Origin of the sequence: Sphingomonas sp. SFZ2018-12, assembly GCF_022496715.1 — a bacterium.
Lineage (GTDB): Bacteria > Pseudomonadota > Alphaproteobacteria > Sphingomonadales > Sphingomonadaceae > Sphingomonas.
Genome location: NZ_WTFM01000001.1, coordinates 1,787,032 through 1,803,797, shown reverse-complemented (window position 1 = coordinate 1,803,797; position 16,766 = coordinate 1,787,032). Strand labels below are relative to the sequence as shown.

Below are 16,766 nucleotides of genomic sequence, written 5' to 3'. Positions count from 1 at the left end.
CCCGGCCTTTTCGCTGTCTAGAAAATTTCGTCCTCAGTCCCAACCCGTTCATCCTGAGTAGGGGCTGGGCCTGGCGAAGACCCGTATCGAAGGACTGCAACTGACAGCATCACACGTTGGGCACATGCTCCTTCACGTCGTCCAGGTCGACGACGGTGATGATCCCCTTGCCGACATGGCTCGCCTTGTAGCTGTACGCGTAATAGATCACGAGACCGATCGCGCCCCAGGCGGGCAGCACGAGCATCGCTTCGAACGGCAGGTTGAGGAACAGGAAGATGCAGCCGGCGATCGTCAGCGGCCCGATCAGCCACAGCATCGGCGTCTTGAACCGGCGCTCGCGATTGGGTTCGGTCCGGCGCAGCATCATCACCGCGATCGCGACCATCATGAAGGCATAGAGCGTGCCGGCATTGGCGATGTCGGCAAGCTGGCCGACCGGCAGAAACGCCGCGGCGAATGCGACCACGCCGCCGGTCAGCGCGGTGACGACATAGGGCGTCTTCCACTTGGGGTGAATCTTCGACAGCCCCTCCGGCAGAAGACCGTCGCGCGACATGACGAAGAAGATGCGCGTCTGGCCGAACAGCAGGATCAGGATGACCGAGGGCAGGGCGACGAAGGCGGCGATGCCCAGCATGTTGCCGATCGACGAGAAGCCGATCTGGCGCAGCACATGCGCCAGCGCCTCGTTCGAGCAGACCAGCGCCTCGGCATATTGCGGGAGTGCACATTGGCGCGCCAGTTCCTCCGAACCGGCGGGGAAGGGGATGCCGTTGGGCCCGACGATCGGCTGGCCGCCGATGGTGCCGATCGCCCCGGCCGCGACCAGAATGTAGAAAACGGTGCAGAAGCCGAGCGACCCGATCAGCCCGATCGGTACGTTGCGCTGCGGGTTCTTGGTTTCCTCGGCCGCGGTCGACACCGCGTCGAAGCCGACATAGGCGAAGAAGATCGTCGCCGCCGCGCCCACGGCACCGATGCCGGAGCCAAAGCCGCCGAACACGCCAGCGGGCAGGAACGGGTTGAAATTGGCCATTTCCGACTTGGGCAGCGTCAGGATGATGAACACGGTCAGCGCGGTCACCTTGATCGCGACCAGGATCGCGTTGACGCGCGCCGATTCATTGGTGCCGATCATCAGCAGCCAGGTGACGAGCAGCGCGATGACGACGGCCGGCAGGTTGATCAAACCGCCCTCGACACCACCCAGCGCGAGTGGTCCGCCCGCCAGCCAGGCCGGCAGCTGTATCCCGAAAAACTGGTTCAATATCGTCCCGGTGAAATAGCCCGACCAGCCCACCGACACCGCGCTGGCCGCCACCGCATATTCAAGCACCAGCGCCCAGCCGACCGTCCAGGCGAGCAATTCGCCCATTACCGAATAGGTATAGGTATAGGCTGAACCCGCCACCGGGATCATGGCGGCAATTTCCGCGTAGCAGAGCGCGGCGACGATGCAGATCGCGCCGGCAATGGCGAAGGCGAGCATTAGGCCGGGTCCCGCCTTCTGCGCACCGGCGGAGGTGAGCACGAAAATCCCGGTCCCGATGACGCAGCCGATGCCGAACAGGGTCAGCTGGAACCAGCCCAGTGTCGGCTCGAGCGATTTCGCCTTGGCGGTCGCCAGGATGGCGTCGAGTGGCTTGACGCGCGCAAACTTCATTCAGTCAAATCCCCTTGGGTCGCGGGCGGCTCTTGCCGTCCCGTGAAATGTTGAATTGGCGAAGCCTAGACGCAAACCGCGCCCGTGCAATCCTTTTCGCGCCATTTACCGCGCCAGCATCGGCCCAAGCGGTTGCCCGGCAAAGATGTGGACGTGCAGGTGCGGGACTTCCTGATGCGCATCGCGCCCGATATTGGCGAGCAGGCGATAGCCCGGCGCAACCAGCCCGGCGGCGCGCGCCACCGCGCCGACCGCGCGGATGAACCCGGCGATCTCCGCGTCGCTCGCCCGGGCGCTGAAATCGTCCCAGCTGACGTACCGGCCCTTGGGGATCACCAGCACATGCGTCGGCGCCTGCGGGTTGATGTCGTTGAAGGCGAGCGCGTGATCGTCCTCGTACACCCGCGTCGCCGGTATCTCGCCGCGCAAGATGCGTGCAAAGATGTTGGCGTCGTCATAGGGCTGGGTGGCATCGATCGGCATGGGCGATGAATCCTCGAACTTTACGCGCTGGAGCAGGCGGCGGTCACGTTCGCGCGGCCTTTTCGACCAGGCCCGACACGCCCTCGCGCCGGGCGAGCTCGGCGCGGACATCGTCGAGGCCGAGCCCCGCATCGGCAAGCAGCACGATCAGGTGGAACATCAGGTCGGCGGCTTCGGACGTCAGCGCCGCGCGATCGTCGGCGATCGCCGCGATCACGGTCTCGACCGCTTCCTCGCCGACCTTCTGCGCGATCTTCGCCCGGCCCGCGGCGTGCAGGCGCGCGACATAGGACGTCGCCGGATCGCCGCTCATCCGGCTGCGGATCATCGATTCCAACAGGTTCAGGCGATCGTCCATGCGCGCGGCTTTGCCCGCTGCGGCGCGCCGGCGTCAATCCCGCTCGGTTTCGGACGCCCTGTCGCGACGAAAGCGATGCCGCAGCGCCCGGCGCGCGACCCAAAGGCCGATCGCCACGAAGCCGAACGTCGCCGCGTCCGAGGCCTCGAAGCCGTCTGCCGGGCTGGCGGCGTTCAGCGCGAACCAGAGCGCTAGCGCCGGAATGGGGTGGCGAACCATGCTTGGCATGCCCGCCACCCTGCAACGCGGGCAGTTAAGGAAGCGTCAGCCCTGCGCCTTGCGGCGCCGCCCGATCCAGCGACCGGCGACCAGACCGGCGATGCCCATGCCGAACAGTGCCATCTCGGCCGGCTCCGGCACAGCTGCGGGCTTGCCGCCCGAGGACCCTCCGGTCGATCCGCCCGATGATCCGGTGCGGGGAGGATGCGAGGGCGGCTTGTCATAGGCGCTCGCGAGTCCCGCGGGCAGCGCCAGCGCGGCGACGATGATGGCGGTTTGAACGAGTGGCTTCATTGATCTCTCCCTGGTCAACGGTCCATCCGCATCATGCTTAATCAAGAACGGTGCCGATTCTCGCAAAGTCGCCGAAACCGGGCGAAGCATTGGTTAATCGCGGCGGCGTGAGTGCGTGAAGTGTAAGCTCAGCCGACAATCGGCCGTCGCACGGCGATGCCTGCGGCCGCGAGCGCGGCATGGGCGTCGCCCACCGTCGCCTCGCCGAAATGGAAGATCGACGCGGCAAGCACCGCGCTCGCATGGCCGTCGCGAATGCCGGCGACCAGATCGTCGAGCTTGCCGACCCCGCCGCTGGCGATTACCGGCACCGTCACCGCATCGGCGATCGCGCGGGTCAGCGCCAGGTCATAGCCGTCACGGGTGCCGTCGCGGTCCATCGACGTGACCAGCAGCTCGCCCGCGCCCAGGCTGGCGAGGCGCACGGCATGTTCGACCGCATCGATGCCCGTCGGCTTGCGTCCGCCATGGGTGAACACCTCCCACCCGTCGCCATTCCTTCGCGCGTCGATCGCGCCGACGACGCATTGCGCGCCGAACCGGTCGGCGATGTCGGCAACCAGTTCGGGCCTGGCAACCGCGGCGGAATTGACCGCGACCTTGTCTGCGCCCGCGAGCAGCAGCGCGCGCGCGTCCTCGGGCGCGCGCACGCCGCCGCCAACGGTGACCGGCATGAAGCAGACCTGCGCGACCCGGCGCACGACATCGACCATCGTGCCGCGCGCTTCGTGGCTGGCGGTGATGTCGAGGAAGCAGAGCTCGTCCGCACCCGCTGCGTCATAGGCGCGCGCCTGCTCGACCGGATCGCCCGCGTCGCGCAACGCGACGAAATTGACGCCCTTGACCACGCGCCCGCCGGCGACGTCGAGACAGGGGATGACGCGCGCCCGGACGGTCATCCGGGGAACTCGACGCTTAACAAGATCAACGAACGGATGTGGGAGCCGAAGTCAGTTGCAGTGCCGCTCATGCTTCCTGCCCCCGCGCCACCGCAATCGCCTCGGCCAGATCGAGCCGGCCGTCATAGAGCGCGCGGCCGGTGATGACGCCTTCGACGCCGTCGCCGACATGGCGGACCAGCGCGTGGATGTCGGCCATTCCCGCAACGCCGCCGCTGGCGATCACCGGGATCGACACCGCGCGGGCGAGCGCCACCGTCGCCTCGACATTGCACCCCTTGAGCAGCCCGTCGCGACCGACATCGGTGAACAGCAGGGCCGCGACGCCCGCATCCTCGAAGCGGCGGGCCAGGTCGACCGCGGCGACATCGGACACGTCGGCCCAACCCTCGGTCGCGACCATGCCGTCGCGCGCATCGACACCGACGACGATCCGGCCGGGATACGCACGCGCCGCGGCTTTCACGAAATCGGGGTCCTTCAGCGCAGCGGTCCCGATCACCACGCGTGCCACGCCCAGCGCCAGCCAGCGCTCGACCCCGGCCATGTCGCGGATGCCGCCGCCGAGCTGTACCTTGCCGGGGAACGCCTCGATCGCGCCCGCGACCGCTTCGCCGTTGACCGATCGTCCGGCAAAGGCGCCGTCGAGATCGACCATGTGCAGCCAGTCCGCGCCCGCTTCGGCAAACAGCCGCGCCTGGGCGGCCGGATCGTCGCCATAAACGGTGGCACGCGCCATGTCCCCTTCGGCCAGGCGCACGACCTGACCGCCCTTCAGGTCGATGGCGGGAAAGAGGATGAGGGGGGTCATCATTCCTCCCCGAGCTTGCTCGGGGAGGGGGACCATTCGCGCAGCGAATGGGGGAGGGGTATTCCCTCGCCGCCCGGCTCCTCCACCCCGCGCCTTTGGCGCGCGGTCCCCCTCCCCGAGCGCAGCTCGGGGAGGATCAGGTGGTTCACGGCCGCCATTCAAGAAACCTTTCCAGCAGCGCGATGCCGTAGCGCTGGCTCTTTTCCGGGTGGAACTGCACGCCCAGTACATTGTCGCGGCCGATCGCGGCGGTGACCGGGCCGCCATGATCGGTGGTGGCGATCACCTCGTCGCCGTCGAACGCGAAGCTGTGCAGGAAATAGGCTTCGCCCGGCTGAATCAGCGCGTGCGGCGCGACCGGCACGACGTCGTTCCAGCCCATATGCGGCACGCGAAGCTCGGGCGACGGCGTGAGCGTGCGCACGCGCCCGCGCACCCAGCCGAGCCCGCGATGCGCGCCGAACTCCTCGCCGATGTCGGCCATCAGCTGCATGCCGACGCATACGCCCAAAAAGGGCGCGCCGCCTTTGATGACACGCGCCTGCAGCGCGTCGATCATGCCGGGCAACGCCGCCAGCCCGTCCATGCACGCCCGGAACGCGCCGACGCCGGGCAGGACGATGCGATCGGCCGCCAGCACGGCATCTGGATCGGCGGTGACCGCAACGGCGCGCGCACCCGCCGCGATCAGGGCGTTGTGGACCGAATGGAGATTGCCCGCGCCGTAATCGATCAGCGCGACGCTCACAGCGTACCTTTGGTCGACGGGATCGCGTCGGCCTTGCGTGCGTCGATCTCGACCGCCTGGCGCAGCGCGCGGGCCAGCCCCTTGAAGGCGCTTTCGGCAATGTGATGGTTGTTCTGGCCGTACAGTGTCTCGACATGCAGCGTCACGCCCGCGCTTTGCGCGAAGCTGTGGAAAAAATGCTCGAACATCTCGGTGTCCATCTCGCCCAGCCGCTTCTGGGTGAACTCGGTCTTGAACACGAGCCAGGGGCGCCCGGAAATGTCGATCGCGACGCGGGTCAGCGTCTCGTCCATCGGCGACAGCGCGTCGCCATAGCGGCGGATGCCCTTCTTGTCGCCCAGCGCCTGCGCGACCGCCGCGCCGATCGCCAGCGCGGTATCCTCGACCGTGTGATGCTGGTCGATATGCAGGTCGCCGACCGTCTTGACCTTGAGGTCGATGAGCGAATGCCGGGAAAGCTGTTCGAGCATATGGTCGAAAAAGCCGATCCCGGTGGAAATGTCGTAACTGCCCGACCCGTCGAGATCGACGGTCACGTCGATCTGGGTTTCCTGGGTCGATCGGTTGAGGGTGGCGGTGCGCATGAGGTCCACATAGCGTGCGTTCGCGCCGGTGCAATCTTGACCCACACGCTGGGACGGGTAGCTAGACGCAATGTCATCCAACGTACCCGACAGCCTGATTCCCTATGACGAGATCGTCCAGGAGGCATTGCGCGCGGTCGTCGGGCGCGTGCTGGGCTCGGTCGCCGAACAGGGCGGGCTGCCCGGTCAGCACCATTTCTACATCACCTTCAAGACCGGCGCGCCGGGCGTCGACATCCCCCAGCGGCTGACCGAGCGTTTCCCCGACGAAATGACGATCGTACTCCAGAACCGCTTCTGGGATCTCAAGGTCGACGACGGGCGCTTTTCGGTCGGGCTCAGCTTCAACCAGGTTCCGTCGACACTGACGATTCCGTTTTCGGCGGTGACCGGGTTCCATGATCCCGCGGTCAATTTCGAGCTGCGCTTTCATGTGTCTGACGGTCCCGAGGGCCCCGGCCCGCACGAGGAAGCGGAAAATGACGGCCCCGCGGTCAAGCCCGCCGACGACGGGTCGAACGTCGTCGCGGTGGATTTCAAGCGTAAGAAATAGGTCGGCGCGCGGCACGGCGTGCCGCCTACCCGCGCATTAGGCCTTGTGCGTTGCAACAGACGCGGGCAGCATGGTCACTCAATCCAAATCCGGCCGGCGGGAGAGCGGATGGCAGCGCGCGCAGCGTTCGACGAAATCTGGGGGACCAGCGGCCCGAACGCGCCGCGGTCCGAGCTTTCCGAACTCGCCGCATGGATGCACGAAACGCCGCCCGGCGAGCTTGAACGGCGGCTGGCGGCCGCAGAGACGATGTTCCGCCAGCTTGGCATCACCTTCGCCGTTTATGGCGATCGCGACGCATCCGAACGCATCATCCCGTTCGACATGATTCCGCGCGTCTTTCTGGCGGACGAATGGGCGCGGCTGTCGGATGGGCTGGTTCAGCGGGTCGAGGCGATCAACGCCTTCCTCGACGACATCTATGGCGCGCGGCGCATCCTGGCCGAAGGCGTGCTGCCGCCCGAGCTGATCTTCTGCAACGCCCAGTTTCGACCCGAAGTGGTCGGCATCCGCCCGCCGCGCGGCATCTGGGCGCATATCTGCGGCATCGACCTGGTGCGTACCGGCCCCGACCAGTTCTTCGTGCTGGAGGACAATGCGCGCACCCCCTCGGGCGTCTCCTACATGCTGGAAAATCGCGAGGCGATGATCCGGCTGTGCCCGGAGCTGTTCCGCAGTTTCCGGGTCGCGGCGGTCGACAGCTATCCCGACCGGCTGCTGGAAACCATGCGTTCGGTCGCGCCGCCGGGATGCAGGGGGGAACCGGCCTGCGTCGTGCTGACGCCGGGCCATTTCAACTCTGCCTATTACGAGCACAGCTTCCTGGCCGATTCGATGGGCGTCCCGCTGGTCGAGGCCGCCGACCTGATCGTCGACGACGACCGCGTGTTCATGCAGACGATCGCCGGGCCCGTGCAGGTCGACGTCATCTATCGCCGCATCGACGACGACTTTCTCGATCCACTGGTCTTTCGTCCCGATTCGATGCTGGGCGTGCCCGGCATCATGGCGGCCTATCGCGCGGGCAACGTCACGCTGCTCAACGCGCCGGGCAACGGCATCGCGGACGACAAGGCGATCTACAGCTACATGCCCGACATCGTGCGCTTTTATTCGGGGGGCGAGGCCAAGCTGCCCAATGTCGAAACCTGGCGCTGCCGCGAACCCGACGCGCTCAAATATGTGCTCGACCATCTCGACGAAGTGGTGGTCAAGCTGGTCGACGGGTCGGGTGGCTACGGCATGCTGGTCGGCCCCACCGCCAGCAAGGCGGAGATCGAGACGTTCCGTGCCGCGCTGATCGCCGAGCCGCAACGCTACATCGCCCAGCCGACACTGGCGCTGTCGACCGTGCCGACCTTTACCGATCAGGGCATCGCGCCGCGTCATGTCGACTTCCGTCCGTTCGTGCTGACCGGCAGCGGCGGGGTTCAGGTCGTGCCCGGCGGACTGACCCGCGTCGCGCTCAAGCCGGGTTCGCTGGTGGTCAATTCCAGCCAGGGCGGCGGGACCAAGGACAGCTTCGTGCTGTTGCCCGATCGCGCGCCCGCCGACGCGGTCCAGGCGCAGTTCCAGTTCCAGCAGGGGGGCGGGGCGTGACCGTGCGGCGTGCGCCATGCTGATGCTGTCGCGCGCCGCGGCCTCGCTCTACTGGCTGGGGCGCTATGTCGAGCGCGCCGACTTCATCGCCCGGCTGGTCGAGGCGACGATCCGGCTCGACGCGCTGTCCGCCCGGCCCGCGGGCGAGGCGGCGTGGCAGAGCGCGCTGACCGTCACCTATTGCGAGGAATCGTTCGCCGCGACCGATCACACGCTGACGCCCCAGAATGTCGCCCGCTTCCTGACGCTGGACGCCAGCCACCCCGGGTCGATCATCCGATGCCTGGAGGCCGCGCGCAACAACGCCCGCGCGGTGCGCACCGCGCTGACTCGCGACGCGTGGACCGCGATCAACCGCGCCTGGCTGATCTTTCACAACCGCACCAGCCCCGGCGGATCGGCCGCGACGCTCAATCTGGTCGAGGCGGTCAAGGCGGAGACGCGCGGGTTCGACGGTGCGGTGACGCGGATGATGCGCAACGAGGCGACGTGGTTCATCCGCCTTGGCGCAGCGATCGAGCGCGCCGACAACACCGCGCGGCTGATCGACGTCAAATACCACCTGCTCCTGCCCGCGGGCGAGCCGGTCGGCGGCGTGATCGATCGTGACCAGTGGACGACGATCCTGCAGACGGTGTCGGCGGTGACCGCCTATCGCTGGGTCTATACCGAGGGGCTGAGGCCCGAGCTGGTCATCGACCTGCTGCTCACCCGGCGCGAGCTGCCGCGGTCGCTGGCGGCAAGCGCGGAGGAGGCGCTGGAGATGCTGAGCCTGCTCGCCAAGGAAACCGGGCTTCAGGGCGAGGCGGGGCGCATGGCGCGCGCGCGGATGAACCGGATGCAGAAGACGCGCGGGTCCGAGGTGATCCTGAGCGGCCTTCACGAGTATCTCGAAAACTTCATCCGCGAAAACGACCTGATCGGCGACGCGATCGCGCGGCAGTTCCGGTTTCCCTGATGCGCCTGTCGCTCGCCCACCACAGCGTCCGCCGCTTCGACCAGCCGCAGAACCGGCTGATCCAGCTGCTGCGGCTGATGCCGGGCGATACCGACCACCAATCGGTCGTGGCCTGGCATCTGGACGTCAGCTGCGATGCGCGCCTGCGTCACGGTATCGACGGTTTCGGCAATCAGGTGACGATGCTCTATGCGACCGGGCCGGTCGACGCGGTCGAGCTGACCGTCACCGGCGACGTGCTGACGACGCCGTTCTCGGGCGCGGTGACCGGATCGGCCGAGCCGCTGCCGCCGATCTTCTATCTGCGCACGACGGAGGCGACGCGCTGCACCGCGCGGCTGGGCGAACTTGCCCGCGATCTGGCGGGCGAAGGCGACCCGCTCGATCGTGCGCACCGCCTGAACGGTGCGATCCATGCCGGATTCACCTTCGCGGCGGTCGACGGGCGCGCCCACGCGCGTCCCGCCAGCGAAACGGTCGAAGGCATGAGCGGAAGCACGCGGGAGGCGGCGCAACTCTTCATCGCCGCAGCGATCTGCCTGGGCCTGCCCGCGCGCTTCGTGTCGGGCTATCGCGCGATCGGCGATGGCGGCGCGACGCTGTACCCCCATGCCTGGGCGGAGGCGCATGTCGCCGGCATCGGCTGGATCGGCTTCGACCCGGAAGCCGGCGAGTCACCCGCCGAGACGCATGTTCGCGGCGCGATTGGCCTCGATGCCCATGGCGCGGCCTTCATCGCGGAGGCGCGCAGCGGCGATCATGGCACCGCCAGCGATGTGGAGCTTACCGAAGGCGACGTGGACGGCCAGGGCTGAACGACTGCGGCGATGCCGCGCGCGACTCAGGCCGGCTGGTGGGCGCGCGGCTGCACGGCGGGATCGACTGGATCGTTGAGCGCCATCCAGCCCATCGGGCCCAGCGTCTCGAGCGGACGGAAGCGCGCCTTGTACGCCATGCGCTGCGACCCCTTCACCCAATAGCCCAGATAGACATAGGGCAGGCCGGCCGCACGGGCACGCAGGATGTGGTCGAGGATGATGTAATTGCCCAGCCCCTGGCGCCGTTCGTCGTCGGCCAGGAAGAAGCTGTAGATCATCGACAGCCCGTCGCCCTGCTGGTCGGTGATGCACGCGCCGACCAGCCGGCCCGGCGTGCCGCCCACGGACGGCTCGCGATATTCGATGACGAAGCTGCGGACCGGGCTCTGTTCGACCATGTCGGCATAGTCATGCTCGTCCATCTGGGTCATGCCGCCGCCGGGGTGGCGCGCCGACAGATAACGGCGCAGCAGCTCGAACTGCTCGCCGGTCGCCCATGGGCGGCAGGCGGTGACTTCCAGGTCGCCGTGACGCTTGAGCAGCTTGCGCTGGGTGGCATTGGGCTTGAACTGGCCGGTGACGACGCGGACCGAGACACAGGCGGAACAGCCCGCACAGGACGGACGATAGGCGACCGACTGGCTGCGGCGGAAGCCGATCCGGCCGAGCGCGTCGTTCAGTTCGCCGGCGTGCGGTCCGTTCAGCTCGGTGAAGACCTTTCGCTCCTGCCGACCCGGCAGATAGGGGCAGGGCGTCGGGCTGGTCACGAAAAACCGGGGAAATCTGAACGGTGCGCTCACCCGTCAACCCTTCTGCTCAACCCCGGACGATGCCGGGCCTGCTACGCGTCGAAAGCGAATATGCGGTGAACAAAGCTTCGTGAAAAGCGTGTTTACCAATAATGATGGTTAACGCGCCCGCCGCACCCGTCCACGCGGTACCGGGGCCGAGGTCGACGCCTTCGGTTTCGCGATATTGCGCCTTATCACCCGGTAAGCAGTTTTCGTAAGCTGCGGTTACCGACGATTGCGGCTATGTATCCGTGCAGCTGCACCCCGGGGTGTCAGCATCGCAAGCCCGTGTCGAATCACGCTTTTTGTGAGGGGGTCATATGCCGATGTCGGTTTCCGGGGGCGCTCGTCGCGCCGCATTTCGCCTGCGCTTGTCCTTCGCGCCCGTCCTCCTCGCGTGCCTGGTGGCCGGCTGCTTCGAGGAGGGCGATCCGGGCGTCGTCACGACCGTCGTCGAGACACCCCAGGGCACACGGCAGGTCAGCTTCCGGACCGATGGCGAGACGACGCCCGACGATTATGCAGCAGCACTCGCGATGTGGCGCAAGGTGCGGGAGAAGGACAGCTGCGTCGCGTGTCACGGTGCCGACTTCTTCGACCTCGCCCGGATCGGGACGAGCGATTCCGAGATCGTCCGCCGCGCGATGATCGACGGCGCCAGCGAAGTCGAGGCGCGGGCGCTGGTACGCGGCGTCAAGTTCGTGCGCACCCAGTTCAGTCTGCCCGCCGAGAACCCCCGCACATTCCGCCTGCTCCAGCCCGGGGGTGCGGTGCTGCCCGGCGCGACCAGTGCCGAACGCGACCTCGCGCTCGCCGGCGAGCTGGCCCGCTTCATGCCGGTGACGACCGGTGCCGCGCCGGTCCGCACGCTGGCCGACGCCCATCGCGCCCGCGACGAATTCCTGGCGATCGACTTCGACAAGCTCCGGGTCGGTGTGCCGTTCCCGCTGTGGTCCGCCGACATCGCGCATGGCCCCGGCGAAGGCACGATGGACGACTGGATTTCAGACGTGCCGCGCATCGCCATCCCCGCGCGCGCGGCCGAATGGGAGGCGCTTCAGAACGCGTATCTCGCCGACCCGAGCGACTTCAATTTCTGGAAACTCTATTTCGGCGTCGAGACGCTGACCCAGCCCTTTGCGGGGCTCAATCCTTACGATCCGGCCGATCGCTGGCGCGTCGAGCGGATCAGCGCGCTCAAATACCGCAACGCGCTGATCGGCCAGCACCTGATGCGCAGCCAGGCGATGGGACGCACGACGTTCATGCGCGGCCAGATTGCCTTTGCCTATCTGGGCAAGGAGGCACCATTCCGCGCGGCCTTTGCCGGCAAGCGCGCCACGCTGCCGGACAGCGGCAACGGCCGTCTCCCCGAGATGCTGCCCAACACCATCTGGGAACTGGGCGACACTGCGCGCTTCGGCTTCGACCCGTCGGAGGCGAGCCGGGGGCTACCGGGCAATGTCGGCGGCAAGGATGCGATGCGCGACCGGTTGCGCCTGCTCGGCTTTCCCCAGTTCGTCATCGACAGCGTCCGTCCCGATGCGACCTTGCGCGACGAAACCGATGCGATGCAGCTCAGCTGGTTCATGCTCGGCCTGCGTTTCGATCCGGCGCTGCAGCGCGTCAACGGCTCAAATTCGACCAAGGTCGGCGAGTATCTGCTGAGCCAGCTGACCTTGAACGACTATTTCCTGCATCGCACCTTCCAGACCGGCCTCAGGCTCGTCACCCGCAGCTACCATCCCGATGCCGACCCCAAGGGGGCGACGCAGCCGTTCAACCTCAAGTTCAACTACTTCACCGCTTATAACCGCCACGTGCCGACCCGCTGGAACCGCAAGGACAATCAGGCGCTGTCGGCGACGGTGCGCGACGCGCAGCTCGCCGAATACAAGCGGATCACCGCCAACTTCTTCCGCATGAGCCTGTTGCTGCATGAGGAAGCGCTCGATCGCGGCCAGATCAAACCCTATGGCGTGTCGAACCAGGATGGCGATTATCAGGTGCTGAAGCAGTTCTTCGACTATGCCGGCCAGCCCGGCTATGCCGAGGACATCGCGCTGATCCGCCGCGTCGCCGCGAAATCAGGGACGCCGCTGAACTTCTGAGCCCGTCAGGCCAGCTCGACCTGGCTGACCTCGTAATTGGCCAGCCTGAGCGCGTCGATCAGCCGGTCGAGATGCGCACGGTCGCGCGTCTCGCATTCGATGTCGGTGATCAGGCCCTTGGCCGGCAGCGTGGTGAACACCCGCTGGTGATAGACCTCGATGATGTTGACGCCCTGCTCGTGAAAGGTCCGCGCAACCTGATAGAGCGCGCCCGGCCTGTCCTGCAGCCGCACGCGCAGCCGGGCGAGCCGGCCCGACCGCGCCAGGTCGCGCAGCAGGACGTTGGCGAGGAGGCGCGTGTCGATGTTGCCGCCGCACAGCACGATGCCGACCGTCCGCCCGGCAAAGCGGCCGGGGCGGGCGAGCAGCGCGGCGAGCCCGGCGGCACCCGCGCCCTCGACGACCGTCTTCTCGATCTGGACGAGCAGGCTGACCGCTTCCTCCAGATGGCGTTCGCCGACCAGCAGCACGTCGTCGACCAGCGCCTCGACCATCCGCGCGGTCAGCGTGCCCGGTTCCTTGACCGCGATGCCTTCGGCCAGCGTATCGCCCGCGCAGGGCAGGGTGGTGCCGTTCAGGCGGTTGTACATCGACGGGAACAGCTCGGCCTCGACGCCGACCACCTCGATCGGTCGGCCCGCGGCGCGCGCGACGGTCGCCATGCCCGAAATCAGCCCGCCGCCGCCGATCGGCACGACCAGCGTGTCGATGTCGGGCGCGTCCTCCAGCATTTCGATCGCGACGGTGCCCTGGCCCGCAATCACCCGCGCATCGTCAAAGGGGTGGACGAAGGTATAGCCGCGCTCGGCCTCCAGCTTGCGGCTGTGCGCATAGGCGGCGTCGAACGTCTCGCCCTCCAGCACGATCGTCGCGCCATGGCCCTCGGTCTGGGTCACCTTCACCGTCGGCGTCGGCTTGGGCATGACGATCGTCGCCGGAATGCCCAGCCGGCTGGCGTGATAGGCCAGGCCCTGGGCATGATTGCCCGCCGACGCGGCGATCACGCCCTTGGCGCGCTGCGTCTCGGTGAGCTGGAGCAGCGTGTTGAGCGCGCCGCGTTCCTTATAGGCGGCGGTGAACTGAAGGTTTTCGAACTTCAGATAGACGGTGGCGCCCGTCAGCTCCGACAGTGTGCGCGAAATCAGCGTCGGGGTCCGCACGATCGCGTCGACGATTCGCGCATGCGCGGTGCGGACATCGTCGATCGATACGGGCAGCGGCGCAGCGGCTGCGGCGGACGTGGGTTGGGTAGCCATAGACCATGGCACCTAACCCATCTGGCGCGGGCACGGAACACCGCTTATGCGGGCAGCCTATGGCAAAAATCGCATTTATCGGCGTGGGCGTGATGGGCGGGCCGATGGCCGGGCACCTGGCGGCCGCCGGGCACGAGGTGACCGTCTATAACCGCACCCGCGCGCGTGCCGAGGCGTGGGTGACCCGGCATGGCGGCGCGGTCGCCGCCACCCCGGCGCATGCGGCGACGGACCGGGACGCGGTCATCACCTGCGTCGGCAACGACGACGATCTGGCGGCGGTGACGCTCGGGTCGGACGGCGCGTTCGATGCGATGCGCGCGGGCGCGGTGTTCATCGATCATACCACGGTGTCCGCCGACATCGCCCGGCGACTGGCGGCGGAGGCCGAAGCGCGGGGGCTGGACGCGGTCGATGCGCCCGTTTCGGGGGGTCAGGCAGGCGCGGAGAACGGCAAGCTGTCGATCATGTGCGGCGGCACGGCGGCGGCGATGGCCGCGGCGGAGCCGGTCATGTCGGCCTATGCCGCGCGCATCGTCCATGTCGGCGCGGCGGGCGCGGGCCAGACGACGAAGATGGTCAACCAGATCGCGATCGCCGGCGTGCTTCAGGGCCTGGCCGAGGCACTGCGTTTTGCGCAGAAATCGGGCCTCGACCTCGACCGCGTGTTTGAAGCGGTCTCGGGCGGCGCGGCGCAGAGCTGGCAGATGGTGAATCGCTGGCAGTCGATGGCCGAGGACCGCTTCGACTTCGGTTTCGCGATCGACTGGATGCGGAAGGACCTGGGCCTCGCCCTCGACGAGGCGCGTCGCAACGGCGCGACATTGCCGATGACCGCAATGGTCGATCAATTCTATGCGGAGGTACAGGCGATGGGCGGCAACCGGCAGGATACGAGCGCGCTGGTGCGCAGGATCGCGAAATGAGGCGCTGGCTGCGCCCCTTCGCCGCGCTGCTCGCGCTGGTCGCCGCGCCCGTCGCGCTGGCCGATGCGTTGGTCGACAATGTCAACGGCGTCGCGCTCGACACCGAAGGCCGGGTGGTCCGCTTTACCGGCATCCTGATCGACCGCGAGGGCAAGGTGACGCGGCTGCTGCGCGAAGGTGAAAAGCGGCCCGCGCGCCCCGACTGGCGCACCGACATGAAGGGGCGCTTCGTCATGCCCGGCATGATCGACGCGCACGGTCATGTCATGGGGCTGGGATTCCAGGCGGGGTCGCTCGACCTGAGCGGCACCGCCAGCCTCGAGGAGGCAAAGGCGAAGATCGTGGCCTATGCCGCGGCCAATCCCAATCGCCCGTGGATCATCGGGCGCGGCTGGAATCAGGAACGCTGGGGGCTGGGCCGCTTTCCGACCGCGGCGGACCTGGACGCGATCGTGCCGGGCCGCCCGGTCTGGCTGGAGCGCGTGGACGGTCATGCCGGCTGGGCAAACAGCGCCGCGATGAAGGCCGCCGGGATCACCCTGCGCACGGCCGCGCCCAACGGCGGAAGAATTGAAAAGGACGCGAAGGGCCAGCCGACCGGCATCTTTGTCGACGCGGCATCGCAATTGATCGACGACAAGGTGCCGGCACCGACCCCGCGCGAGCGCAACCAGGCGTTCCTGGATGCTCAGCGCATCCTGCTGTCCAACGGCATCACCGCCACCGCCGACATGGGCACCAGCGTCGACGACTGGCTGACCTATCGCCGAATGGGCGACCAGGGCCTGCTGCGCGTGCGTATCATGGCCTATTCCGCCGGCATCGAGCCCGCGCTCCGCGTCGGCGGCAACGGGCCGACGCCGTGGCTTTACGCCGACAGGCTGCGCATGGGCGGGATCAAGCTCTATGTCGACGGCGCGCTCGGCTCGCGCGGCGCGCTGCTCAAGGCACCTTATGCCGACGCGCCGGGACAGCAGGGGCTGGCGATCACCAGCGATACCCAGCTGCGCAACCTGATGAGCCGGGGCACGATGGATGGGTTCCAGATCGCGATCCACGCGATCGGCGACCGCGCCAATGCCGGGGTGCTCGACGCGATCGAGGAACTGGCCGGGTCCTATCCCGGCGACCGGCGCTGGCGGATCGAGCATGCCCAGATCGTCGACCCGGCGGACCTCCCGCGGTTCGGTCGCCACGGCACGATCGCGTCGATGCAACCGGTGCATCAGACCAGCGATCGCACGATGGCGGAGGCGCGACTGGGCGAGGGGCGGCTGGGCGGTGCCTATGCGTGGAAATCGATGCTCGGGGTCGGATCGCGCCTCGCCTTCGGCTCCGACTATCCGGTCGAACATCCCAACCCGTTCGTCGGCTGGGCGGCCGCCTTCACCCGCCAGGACGAGAAGGGCGAGCCGATCGGCGGCTGGCGCGCGGAGGAGGCGGTGACGCGCGAGCAGGCGTGGCGCGCCTTTTCGATCGACGCGGCCTATGCGGCCTTTGCCGAAACGCGCTTCGGCACGCTGGCGCCGGGGCTGCGCGCCGACTTCATCGTCGTCGATCGCGATCCGGTGACCGCCGACGCGGCGGCGTTGCGCCAGCTCCAGGTGCTCGAAACCTGGGTCGGTGGCGAACAGGTGTGGAAGCGCGGCGATCCGGTCATGGACTCGGCCGGGGCGGCTGCGCGCTGATCCG

At 67.8% G+C, this 16,766-nt stretch carries 18 protein-coding genes; 7 read left to right on the top strand and 11 right to left on the bottom strand.

Annotation, left to right across the window (positions count from 1 at the left end):
* Positions 1 to 109 precede the first annotated feature (109 nt).
* From GO308_RS08515 to hisB, 9 genes are all read right to left on the bottom strand, one after another.
* Positions 110 to 1,666 (bottom strand): amino acid permease, encoded by a 1,557-nt coding sequence (locus tag GO308_RS08515; RefSeq protein WP_066476645.1) that lies wholly within the window; start codon positions 1,664 to 1,666, stop codon positions 110 to 112.
* A 105-nt stretch (positions 1,667 to 1,771) separates the two neighbouring features.
* Positions 1,772 to 2,149 carry an HIT domain-containing protein gene (locus GO308_RS08510; RefSeq protein ID WP_066476642.1) on the bottom strand — a complete coding sequence of 126 codons (378 nt, stop codon included), beginning with the start codon at positions 2,147 to 2,149 and terminating at the stop codon, positions 1,772 to 1,774.
* Between the two features lie 43 nt (positions 2,150 to 2,192).
* On the bottom strand, positions 2,193 to 2,507 hold the full coding sequence (locus GO308_RS08505) for a phosphoribosyl-ATP diphosphatase (protein ID WP_066476639.1): 315 nt from the start codon (positions 2,505 to 2,507) through the stop codon (positions 2,193 to 2,195).
* A 33-nt stretch (positions 2,508 to 2,540) separates the two neighbouring features.
* Entirely contained in the window at positions 2,541 to 2,735 is a 195-nt protein-coding gene (locus tag GO308_RS08500) for a hypothetical protein (protein ID WP_240885122.1), read from the bottom strand.
* Positions 2,736 to 2,771: 36 nt separating this feature from the next.
* Positions 2,772 to 3,020, bottom strand: coding sequence for a PEP-CTERM sorting domain-containing protein (locus GO308_RS08495; RefSeq protein ID WP_240885121.1), 249 nt, complete (start codon positions 3,018 to 3,020; stop codon positions 2,772 to 2,774).
* A 128-nt stretch (positions 3,021 to 3,148) separates the two neighbouring features.
* Positions 3,149 to 3,919, bottom strand: a complete 771-nt coding sequence (gene hisF / locus GO308_RS08490; protein ID WP_240885120.1) for an imidazole glycerol phosphate synthase subunit HisF — start codon at positions 3,917 to 3,919, stop codon at positions 3,149 to 3,151.
* Positions 3,920 to 3,986: 67 nt separating this feature from the next.
* Positions 3,987 to 4,730 carry a 1-(5-phosphoribosyl)-5-[(5-phosphoribosylamino)methylideneamino]imidazole-4-carboxamide isomerase gene (gene hisA, locus GO308_RS08485; protein ID WP_240885119.1) on the bottom strand — a complete coding sequence of 248 codons (744 nt, stop codon included), beginning with the start codon at positions 4,728 to 4,730 and terminating at the stop codon, positions 3,987 to 3,989.
* Between the two features lie 145 nt (positions 4,731 to 4,875).
* Positions 4,876 to 5,478 (bottom strand): imidazole glycerol phosphate synthase subunit HisH, encoded by a 603-nt coding sequence (gene hisH, locus GO308_RS08480; RefSeq protein ID WP_240885118.1) that lies wholly within the window; start codon positions 5,476 to 5,478, stop codon positions 4,876 to 4,878.
* The gene (hisB, locus tag GO308_RS08475) at positions 5,475 to 6,062 is read right to left on the bottom strand and encodes an imidazoleglycerol-phosphate dehydratase HisB (protein WP_066671527.1); all 588 of its coding nucleotides are present in this window, start codon (positions 6,060 to 6,062) and stop codon (positions 5,475 to 5,477) included. Before hisB ends, hisH begins: the two co-directional genes overlap by 4 nt.
* Positions 6,063 to 6,132: 70 nt before the next feature.
* Between hisB and GO308_RS08470 the strand changes: the two genes are divergently transcribed.
* From GO308_RS08470 to GO308_RS08455, 4 genes are all read left to right on the top strand, one after another.
* Positions 6,133 to 6,615 (top strand): ClpXP protease specificity-enhancing factor SspB, encoded by a 483-nt coding sequence (locus GO308_RS08470; RefSeq protein ID WP_066476583.1) that lies wholly within the window; start codon positions 6,133 to 6,135, stop codon positions 6,613 to 6,615.
* A gap of 108 nt (positions 6,616 to 6,723) precedes the next feature.
* Positions 6,724 to 8,214 (top strand): circularly permuted type 2 ATP-grasp protein, encoded by a 1,491-nt coding sequence (locus tag GO308_RS08465; RefSeq protein WP_066476580.1) that lies wholly within the window; start codon positions 6,724 to 6,726, stop codon positions 8,212 to 8,214.
* Positions 8,215 to 8,236: 22 nt separating this feature from the next.
* Entirely contained in the window at positions 8,237 to 9,172 is a 936-nt protein-coding gene (locus tag GO308_RS08460) for an alpha-E domain-containing protein (RefSeq protein WP_240885222.1), read from the top strand.
* Positions 9,172 to 9,987, top strand: coding sequence for a transglutaminase family protein (locus tag GO308_RS08455; RefSeq protein ID WP_240885117.1), 816 nt, complete (start codon positions 9,172 to 9,174; stop codon positions 9,985 to 9,987). The genes GO308_RS08460 and GO308_RS08455 overlap by 1 nt, the downstream gene beginning before the upstream one ends.
* 26 nt (positions 9,988 to 10,013) lie before the next feature.
* On the opposite strand, the gene GO308_RS08450 is transcribed toward GO308_RS08455, so the two are convergent.
* Positions 10,014 to 10,790 carry an arginyltransferase gene (locus tag GO308_RS08450; RefSeq protein WP_066476573.1) on the bottom strand — a complete coding sequence of 259 codons (777 nt, stop codon included), beginning with the start codon at positions 10,788 to 10,790 and terminating at the stop codon, positions 10,014 to 10,016.
* A 362-nt stretch (positions 10,791 to 11,152) separates the two neighbouring features.
* Between GO308_RS08450 and GO308_RS08445 the strand changes: the two genes are divergently transcribed.
* Positions 11,153 to 12,892, top strand: a complete 1,740-nt coding sequence (locus GO308_RS08445) for a hypothetical protein (protein ID WP_240885116.1) — start codon at positions 11,153 to 11,155, stop codon at positions 12,890 to 12,892.
* Positions 12,893 to 12,897: 5 nt separating this feature from the next.
* On the opposite strand, the gene GO308_RS08440 is transcribed toward GO308_RS08445, so the two are convergent.
* On the bottom strand, positions 12,898 to 14,148 hold the full coding sequence (locus tag GO308_RS08440; protein WP_066476567.1) for a threonine ammonia-lyase: 1,251 nt from the start codon (positions 14,146 to 14,148) through the stop codon (positions 12,898 to 12,900).
* A 59-nt stretch (positions 14,149 to 14,207) separates the two neighbouring features.
* On the opposite strand from GO308_RS08440, the gene GO308_RS08435 reads away from it, so the two are divergent.
* A complete protein-coding gene (locus GO308_RS08435) occupies positions 14,208 to 15,074 on the top strand; it encodes an NAD(P)-dependent oxidoreductase (RefSeq protein ID WP_240885115.1) in 867 nt (288 codons plus the stop codon).
* Positions 15,071 to 16,762: an amidohydrolase gene (locus GO308_RS08430; RefSeq protein ID WP_240885114.1), complete on the top strand. Its 1,692-nt coding sequence runs from the start codon at positions 15,071 to 15,073 to the stop codon at positions 16,760 to 16,762. The genes GO308_RS08435 and GO308_RS08430 overlap by 4 nt, the downstream gene beginning before the upstream one ends.
* Positions 16,763 to 16,766: the final 4 nt, after the last annotated feature.